Source organism: Pararhodobacter sp. SW119, from assembly GCF_017811755.1.
Taxonomy (GTDB): domain Bacteria; phylum Pseudomonadota; class Alphaproteobacteria; order Rhodobacterales; family Rhodobacteraceae; genus Pararhodobacter.
Window position 1 is genome coordinate 85172 of the sequence record NZ_JADDJF010000015.1, and the last position, 6482, is coordinate 91653.

Sequence of the window (6482 nt, forward strand, 5' to 3'; positions counted from 1 at the left end):
GCAAGGCTGCGGCGCTTCGGGGGCGATGGCGTGGGCAATTGTGGCGAGATTGCGGCAATTCTGGCGGATTGGCCGAAAATTGTCTTGATCTTGCCTTAACCATGCCGCGGACGGCTCTTAATGATGCCGGAATTAAACGGTCTAACGGAAACGAGTTGTTTCCGAAATCAGAACAGAGCATCCATGGACCGTTTGACCGAGATGGAGGCCTTCGCGGCCGTCGTGGACCATGGCGGGTTCACCGATGCTGCCCGCAAGCTGGGCATATCGAAATCGGCTGTCTCGAAGCATGTTTCCTCGCTCGAGGCGCGCTTGGGTGCGCGGCTTCTGAACCGAACCACGCGGCGCGTCAGCCCGACCGAGATCGGGCTGGTCTACTACGATCGCGCGCGGCGCGTGCTGACCGACGCGGGCGAGGCCGACAGGATCGTTACCGCCATGCAGTCCGCGCCCTCGGGCGTGTTGCGGCTGTCGGTGGCGACGGACTTCGGGGTGACGCTGCTGTCGCCCCGTCTGGATGCTTTCTTCACCGAATGCCCGGATGTCAGCGTGCAGATGGTGCTCAACAACCGCTATGTCGAACTGATCTCCGAGGGGTTCGACATGGCTGTGCGCGTCGGCGAGGCCGAGGATTCGAGCCTGCGCAGCCACAAGATAACCGAGACGACCCGGCGGCTGATCGCATCGCCGAACTACCTGCAGCAGAACGGGCGCCCGCAGCGGATCGAGGATCTGGCGCAGCATCGCCTTCTGCACCACGGCAACCATGCCAGCGCCAATCTCTGGCGGCTGATCGGTCCGTCGGGCGAGGAGAGGCAGGTCAGGGGGACCGGCCATCTGTCGGTGAACGACGGGCAGTCGCTGCTCAACGCCGCGACCCGGGGCCTGGGAATCGCGTACCTGCCGAGTTTCCTCTATCACGCTGCGATGGAGCGGGGCGAGGTCGTGGATGTCCTTCCCGATCTGCCAAGGACGCGGCTGGGTATTTTCGCAGTGCACCCACCGGGGCGCTTCACCCAGCCCAAGGTCCGCGCCTTCGTCGATTTCCTGATGTCGCAGTTTGCCGAACGCGGCCCCGACAACTGGTAGGGACCGTGACAGCGACCGGGTTTGCGGGCATCCTGCGCCGAAAGGCAGGGATGGCATGGCGCTGAAAACAAGGATCAGGGAACTCTATTTCGGCCGGTCGGTCGGCGCGGCGCGTTTCCGATACGCGCTGATCGGGCTGGACCTTGTCACCATCGCCTTTTTCGTCGCCACCGCGCCGCTGGAGGCGACGCCCGCGATCAACGTGGCCGAGGCCGTGATCGGCACCCTGATCCTGTTCGATCTGATCGCCCGCATCTGGACCGCGCCCGACCGCCGGCGTCTCTTGCGGCAGGTCTATACACTGGCCGATGTCATCGTCATCCTTTCGCTGATCGCGGAACCGCTGATCGGCGCGAACCTGGCATTTCTGAAGGTGCTGCGCTCCTTGCGGTTGATCCATTCCTATCAGGTGCTTGGCGATCTTCGACGCGATGTCGCGCTCTTCCGCGAATACGAGCCTGCCATCGTGGCGGCGGTGAACCTGCTGGTCTTCATCCTTGTTTCGACGTCGCTGGTCTTCGTGGTGCATTTCGACGCCGAACCGGGCTATGGTGCGTATGTCGATGCGCTTTACTTCACGGTCGCCACGCTGACGACGACAGGCTACGGCGATATCGTCATGGAATCGTCAGGCGGGCGCATCCTGTCGGTGGTCATGATGGTGGTCGGCGTGGCGCTGTTCTTCCGGCTGGCGCGCGCGATTTTCGTACCGGCCAAGGTCGCCCATCGCTGCACCAACTGCGGTCTGGACCGGCATGACCCCGACGCGGTGCATTGCAAGCATTGCGGCGAGACCGTGAAGATCGCCACCCACGGGGTGAACTAACGCGCGCTTTCCCCGTCGATCAGGCGGTACACCCAGGCTTCGCTGCCATCGGCCAGGGTCTTGAGCCGGCGCATGTAGCGCTCGCCCGCTCGTTCATAGCGGTCGATCCGTTCCAGCGCCGCAGGGTCGACGGTGAAGACGATGCCGGGAACGCGGGTCTCGGGGGCTTCGACAAGGTGACGCCCCACCCGCTCGAAGCCAGGCAACACGACCGCTTCGCCGGGCAGCCAGCGCCCGGCCACGACGCTGCGCACCAGCGGATTCGTCAGTGTCGCGTAGCCGAAGACGCGCTGGTCGCCGACCGGGATGGCGGGCGCGGCTTCGGTCAGTTGCGGCAGAAAGACCGGCGTGCGCCAGATCACGCCCAGAGCCAGGGCAATCGTCAGGGCCATTGCGATGATCAGCAGCAGCAGACGGCGCATCGTGTCCCCTTGTCACGGGTGGGGTTTCCGGCAGGGATTTGCAGTTCGGCCCGATTGTGCCACACTGCGTCCACATTCATTGGGGAGGGCAGCTTATGGACCGTCAAGCCTATATCGACAAGATCAAGGCGCAACTCGACAGTTGGAACGCGCAGATCGACGAGATGCAAGCCCAGGCCAAGAAGGCCGAGGCCGACGCCCGCATCCGCTACGATGAGCAGATCAAGGAGATGCGCCAGCGCCGCGATGAGGCCGAGGAGAAGATGCGCGAGGCACGCCTCGCCTCGGAAAAGGCCTGGGACGACATGAACAAGAGCTTCGTGGACTCATGGAAGGTCATCAACGAAGGTTTCCAGAACGCCTCTCGCCACTTCAAGTGAGCGTGGCTGCATTCCAGGCCGGACATCTGCCGGCCTGGCTAGCGGCCGCTCCCACCGCATCGCGGAATTGCCTTGCAGTCGACTGATCCGCCCCGTTCGCAGGACGTGACCGGCAGGATCGAGCGCGACCGTTTCTGGTCCCTTCCGCGGCCATCGCGCGCGGATGGACGCCCGCGCGCGATCGGTATCGAGATCGAGTTCGCCGGGCTTTCGGTCGAGGCGGCGGGCGCGTTGGTTGCGCGGGAATGGGGCGGGGCGGTACGCTCCGTGGACGAGCGCACTCTGCTGGTCGAGGGCACGCGATTCGGCGAGATCAGGGTCGAGCTTGACATCGCCCTGGGCGACCCCACCGCCGAGAAGGTCGTCGCCGGCACACTGGGCGAGCTTGTTCCGGTCGAAATCGTGACGCCGCCCCTCTCGCCCCAAGACCTGCCGCAGGCCGAGGCGCTGGTGGACGCGCTGCGTGCCGCCGGGGCGCGCGGCACCCGCGACGCCCTGGCGTTCGGATTTGGCGTGCATCTGAACCCCGAGATTGCCGCCGAGTCGGCGGACTTCATCCTGCCGGTGGTGCGCGCATTCGCCCTGCTGGAAGATTGGCTGCGGGCAAGCGAGCCGGTCGATCTGGCCCGCCGCATCCTTCCGTTCATCGCGCCCTGGCCACGCGCCTTGATCGACAGGATCGCGGCCGAGGGCGGGCAGTGGGGCATCGACGATCTGACCGCCACCTATCTGGCGCTGTCGCCCACTCGGAACCGAAGCCTCGATCTGCTGCCGCTTCTGGAACATCTGCGCCAGGACCAGGTGATCGCCGCACTGGGCAAGGGCAAGACGAAGGGCGGGCGCCCCGCGTTCCACTATCGTCTGCCCGAGGCGCGGATCGACGAGCCCGAGTGGACGCTGGCCTACGAGTGGAACCGCTGGTGTGTGATCGAGCGCGTCGCCGCGCGTCCTGGTCTGCTGGAGGATCTGGCGGAGGGCTGGCGCGACTACCGCGCGGCGCTCACCAGTTTGCGGGGCGACTGGCCGCCCATGGTCGAGGCGCGATTGCAGGAGGCGCGCATATGGGACGCCTGAGGCCCCGCATAGGCGTGACGACATCGCGGCGCACGGGCTGGCGGGTCTTCCCGCTGATTGCGTTCAGCGTCTGGCTGGCCGGCGGTCGCGCGGTGCGGTGGAACACCTCGCGGGAGGCCGATATCGCCGCGGTCGATGGCCTGGTTGTCGGGGGCGGTGACGACATCTCTCCGGATCTCTATCAGGGTCAACTGGTCGCGGCAGCGCGGCTGGACCCCGACCGCGATGCGCTGGAGCGCCGTTTGCTCATGGAAGCGCTGGAGCAGGGCAAGCCGGTTCTGGGCATTTGCCGCGGCGCGCAGATGCTCAACGTCGCGCTTGGCGGCAACCTGCATCAGAACGCCTATGCGCAATACCACGACAGCCGCTATCGCTGGACCATCCTGCCGCGCAAGACGGTGCGGGTGCGGGCGGGAACCCTTCTGGCGCAGATCGTCGGCACCGACCCGATGCGGGTCAACGCCTTGCACACGCAGGCCGTCGACCGCCTGGGCCAAGACCTGGCGATCGTTGCGCGCGACGAAGGCGGCATGCCGCAGGCGATCGAACGCTGCGTGCCGCCCTTCGCACTAGGTGTTCAGTGGCACCCCGAGCATCTTTTCTACGCGCGGCGGCAGCGGGCGATTTTCGCGGCGTTGGTGGCTGCGGCGGCTGCGGATCGGACCGGACAGCAGATCGACGCCGCGGCCGTACAGACGTGAACCGCCGACCGGGCAGCGTCTGACCGATTCGCGGTCCTAGGGATCGGGGCGGATGCAGTTTCGCGCGCCCCCATGTTCAGTGGCATGCGCCATCCGGTCGGGCCGTGCGAAGGCGACAATCCCCTCGACCAGTACATCGAGCGTGTCGAAGACGATTGCTTCGGGTACCGCGGCCTCGGTGATCAGCGAGAATTCGGTGCAGGCGATCATCTGCACCGCGGCACCCGCCTCATGCACCTGGCGCGACGCCGCGAGCAGGCGCTCGCGCGCGCCGGCGTTCGGCCCCTCGGCCTTGATCGAGCGGATCGCGGCAAGCAGCCCCTCGGGATCGTCGGGATAGTTCGGGCGCAGTCCGGCCGCGGCCAGTGCCCGGTCGAACAGCCCGATGCGCTGCAGGGCGGGCGAGCCGAGGACGCCGATAACCCCGCCATCGCCGGCAAGCGATCCGGCCCGCGCAACCGAAAGCGCGACCATGTCGATAAACGGCAAGCGTGTCGCCGCACGAATATCGTCGGCGTAGTGATGCGCCGTGTTGCAGGGCATGGCGAGGGCACTGGCGCCCGCAGCTTCCAGGCGACGCGCCATGGACGCCAGGACCGGACCGGGATCCTCGCCCGTCCCCTCGATCAATCTGCGGATGCGCGACGGCACCTGAGGGTTCATGTCGACGATCAGCGGGATGTGATCGGCGTCATCCCGCGCCGGCACCGCCGCGATCAGGCGCTGCATCAGTAGCACCGTGGCTTCGGGCCCCATGCCGCCGAGGACCCCGACGCGGCGCGGGGTCACGACGGCCTGCCCTTTCCGAGCGCGTCGCCTGGGTCGTCGTCACCCTGACCCATGTCAGGCGGCGACGACGGCGGCGGCAGCCTCGGAAAAGGCCGAATCATAGGCAAAAAGCGCCGCGGCGCCGCCAGTGTGAAGGAAGACGATGCGCTCGCCCTTGCGGAATCGCCCCTTGCGGACGTGATCGATCAGGCCGGCCGCGCCCTTTCCGGAATAGACCGGATCCAGGAGGATGCCTTCAAGTTCCGCGAACATGCGGATGGCCTCGATCGTATCGGTGCGGGGAATGCCGTAGCCCTCGCCGACATAGTCGCAATCGGCCACGACGTCGGCGCGTTCCACGACGCCGGGACAGCCCAGCTTTTCCGCAGTCGCGGCGGCAAGCGTGAACACGTTGGCCTCTTGCCGTTCCTTCGGGGCGCGGACACCGATACCCAGCAACGGAATGCCGGCGTTGATCGCCTGGAGACCGGCTATCAACCCTGCCTGCGTGCCGGCGCTGCCGGTCGCGGTGACGATATGGTCGGCGGCAAGCCCGCGGTCGTTCAATTGCCCGACAAGTTCGAAGGCGCAGTTGACATAGCCCAACGCACCGGTCGGGTTCGAACCGCCGCCGGGGATGGTGTAGACCTTCGCGCCTTGCTGCCGCTGCCTTTCCGCCGCCGCTTCAAGCGCGGCGTTCATGTCGGATCCGCCCGCGCACCCCTCGACCGTGGCGCCGTGCAGTCGGTCAAGCAACACGTTGCCGTTCCCGGTGTAGTTCGGATCGGTCGAGCCGGTGCGATCCTCCAGCAGGATATGGCAGCGCATCCCCAGCTTCGCGGCAAAGGCGGCAGTCTGGCGCGCATGGTTCGACTGGATCGCCCCTTGCGTCATGACGACCTCGGCGCCTGCAACCTCGGCCTCCGCCATCAGGAACTCCAGCTTGCGGGTCTTGTTGCCCCCTGTCGACAGGCCTGTGCAATCGTCGCGCTTGATCCAGATCTCGGGTCCGCCAAGTTCGCGGGTGAGCCGGTCGAGACGCTCCAGCGGTGTGGGTAGATGCGCGAGGAAGATGCGGGGAAAACGGGCAAGATGCATGTCACGGCCTTTCGTCCTTCAAGGGTTCGCCATGGCCTTGCCGATGATCGCGTCGGCCCGGCACCCTGTGCGACACTGACCCGATTGCGGGAGCATGGCAATGGCACAGCGATCACGCATCCGC

Annotated in this window: 8 protein-coding genes; 5 read left to right on the forward strand and 3 right to left on the reverse strand. The window is 66.4% G+C overall.

Annotation, left to right across the window (positions count from 1 at the left end; all coding sequences use genetic code 11):
* The first annotated feature begins 183 nt into the window (after nt 1-183).
* Together IM708_RS10950 and IM708_RS10955 are read left to right on the forward strand one after the other, a co-directional pair.
* Complete coding sequence (locus tag IM708_RS10950) at nt 184-1089, forward strand: LysR family transcriptional regulator (RefSeq protein WP_209426565.1); 906 nt, start codon at nt 184-186, stop codon at nt 1087-1089.
* A gap of 55 nt (nt 1090-1144) precedes the next feature.
* On the forward strand, nt 1145-1915 hold the full coding sequence (locus IM708_RS10955) for a potassium channel family protein (protein WP_209426566.1): 771 nt from the start codon (nt 1145-1147) through the stop codon (nt 1913-1915).
* Here the strand turns inward: IM708_RS10955 and IM708_RS10960 are convergent.
* A complete protein-coding gene (locus IM708_RS10960) occupies nt 1912-2337 on the reverse strand; it encodes a gamma-glutamylcyclotransferase family protein (RefSeq protein WP_209426567.1) in 426 nt (141 codons plus the stop codon). The two genes, IM708_RS10955 and IM708_RS10960, sit on opposite strands and share 4 nt — an antisense overlap.
* 95 nt (nt 2338-2432) lie before the next feature.
* Between IM708_RS10960 and IM708_RS10965 the strand changes: the two genes are divergently transcribed.
* The 3 genes from IM708_RS10965 (at nt 2433) to IM708_RS10975 (ending at nt 4492) form a co-directional block, all read left to right on the forward strand.
* The gene (locus tag IM708_RS10965) at nt 2433-2717 is read left to right on the forward strand and encodes a hypothetical protein (RefSeq protein ID WP_209426568.1); all 285 of its coding nucleotides are present in this window, start codon (nt 2433-2435) and stop codon (nt 2715-2717) included.
* A 72-nt stretch (nt 2718-2789) separates the two neighbouring features.
* The gene (locus IM708_RS10970; RefSeq protein ID WP_209426569.1) at nt 2790-3791 is read left to right on the forward strand and encodes an amidoligase family protein; all 1002 of its coding nucleotides are present in this window, start codon (nt 2790-2792) and stop codon (nt 3789-3791) included.
* On the forward strand, nt 3779-4492 hold the full coding sequence (locus IM708_RS10975; RefSeq protein ID WP_209426570.1) for a gamma-glutamyl-gamma-aminobutyrate hydrolase family protein: 714 nt from the start codon (nt 3779-3781) through the stop codon (nt 4490-4492). Before IM708_RS10970 ends, IM708_RS10975 begins: the two co-directional genes overlap by 13 nt.
* Nucleotides 4493-4528: 36 nt before the next feature.
* Here IM708_RS10975 and IM708_RS10980 read toward each other — a convergent pair whose 3' ends face one another.
* Together IM708_RS10980 and IM708_RS10985 are read right to left on the reverse strand one after the other, a co-directional pair.
* A complete protein-coding gene (locus tag IM708_RS10980; protein WP_209426571.1) occupies nt 4529-5281 on the reverse strand; it encodes an amino acid racemase in 753 nt (250 codons plus the stop codon).
* A gap of 54 nt (nt 5282-5335) precedes the next feature.
* Nucleotides 5336-6358: a D-cysteine desulfhydrase gene (locus IM708_RS10985; protein ID WP_209426572.1), complete on the reverse strand. Its 1023-nt coding sequence runs from the start codon at nt 6356-6358 to the stop codon at nt 5336-5338.
* Between the last annotated feature and the right edge of the window lie 124 nt (nt 6359-6482).

Coding starts and splice junctions, on each gene's coding strand:
- IM708_RS10950 (WP_209426565.1), top strand. CDS start 184: ATGGACCGTTTGACCGAGATGGAGGCCTTCGCGGCCGTCGTGGACCAT.
- IM708_RS10955 (WP_209426566.1), top strand. CDS start 1,145: ATGGCGCTGAAAACAAGGATCAGGGAACTCTATTTCGGCCGGTCGGTC.
- IM708_RS10960 (WP_209426567.1), bottom strand. CDS start 2,337: ATGCGCCGTCTGCTGCTGCTGATCATCGCAATGGCCCTGACGATTGCC.
- IM708_RS10965 (WP_209426568.1), top strand. CDS start 2,433: ATGGACCGTCAAGCCTATATCGACAAGATCAAGGCGCAACTCGACAGT.
- IM708_RS10975 (WP_209426570.1), top strand. CDS start 3,779: ATGGGACGCCTGAGGCCCCGCATAGGCGTGACGACATCGCGGCGCACG.
- IM708_RS10985 (WP_209426572.1), bottom strand. CDS start 6,358: ATGCATCTTGCCCGTTTTCCCCGCATCTTCCTCGCGCATCTACCCACA.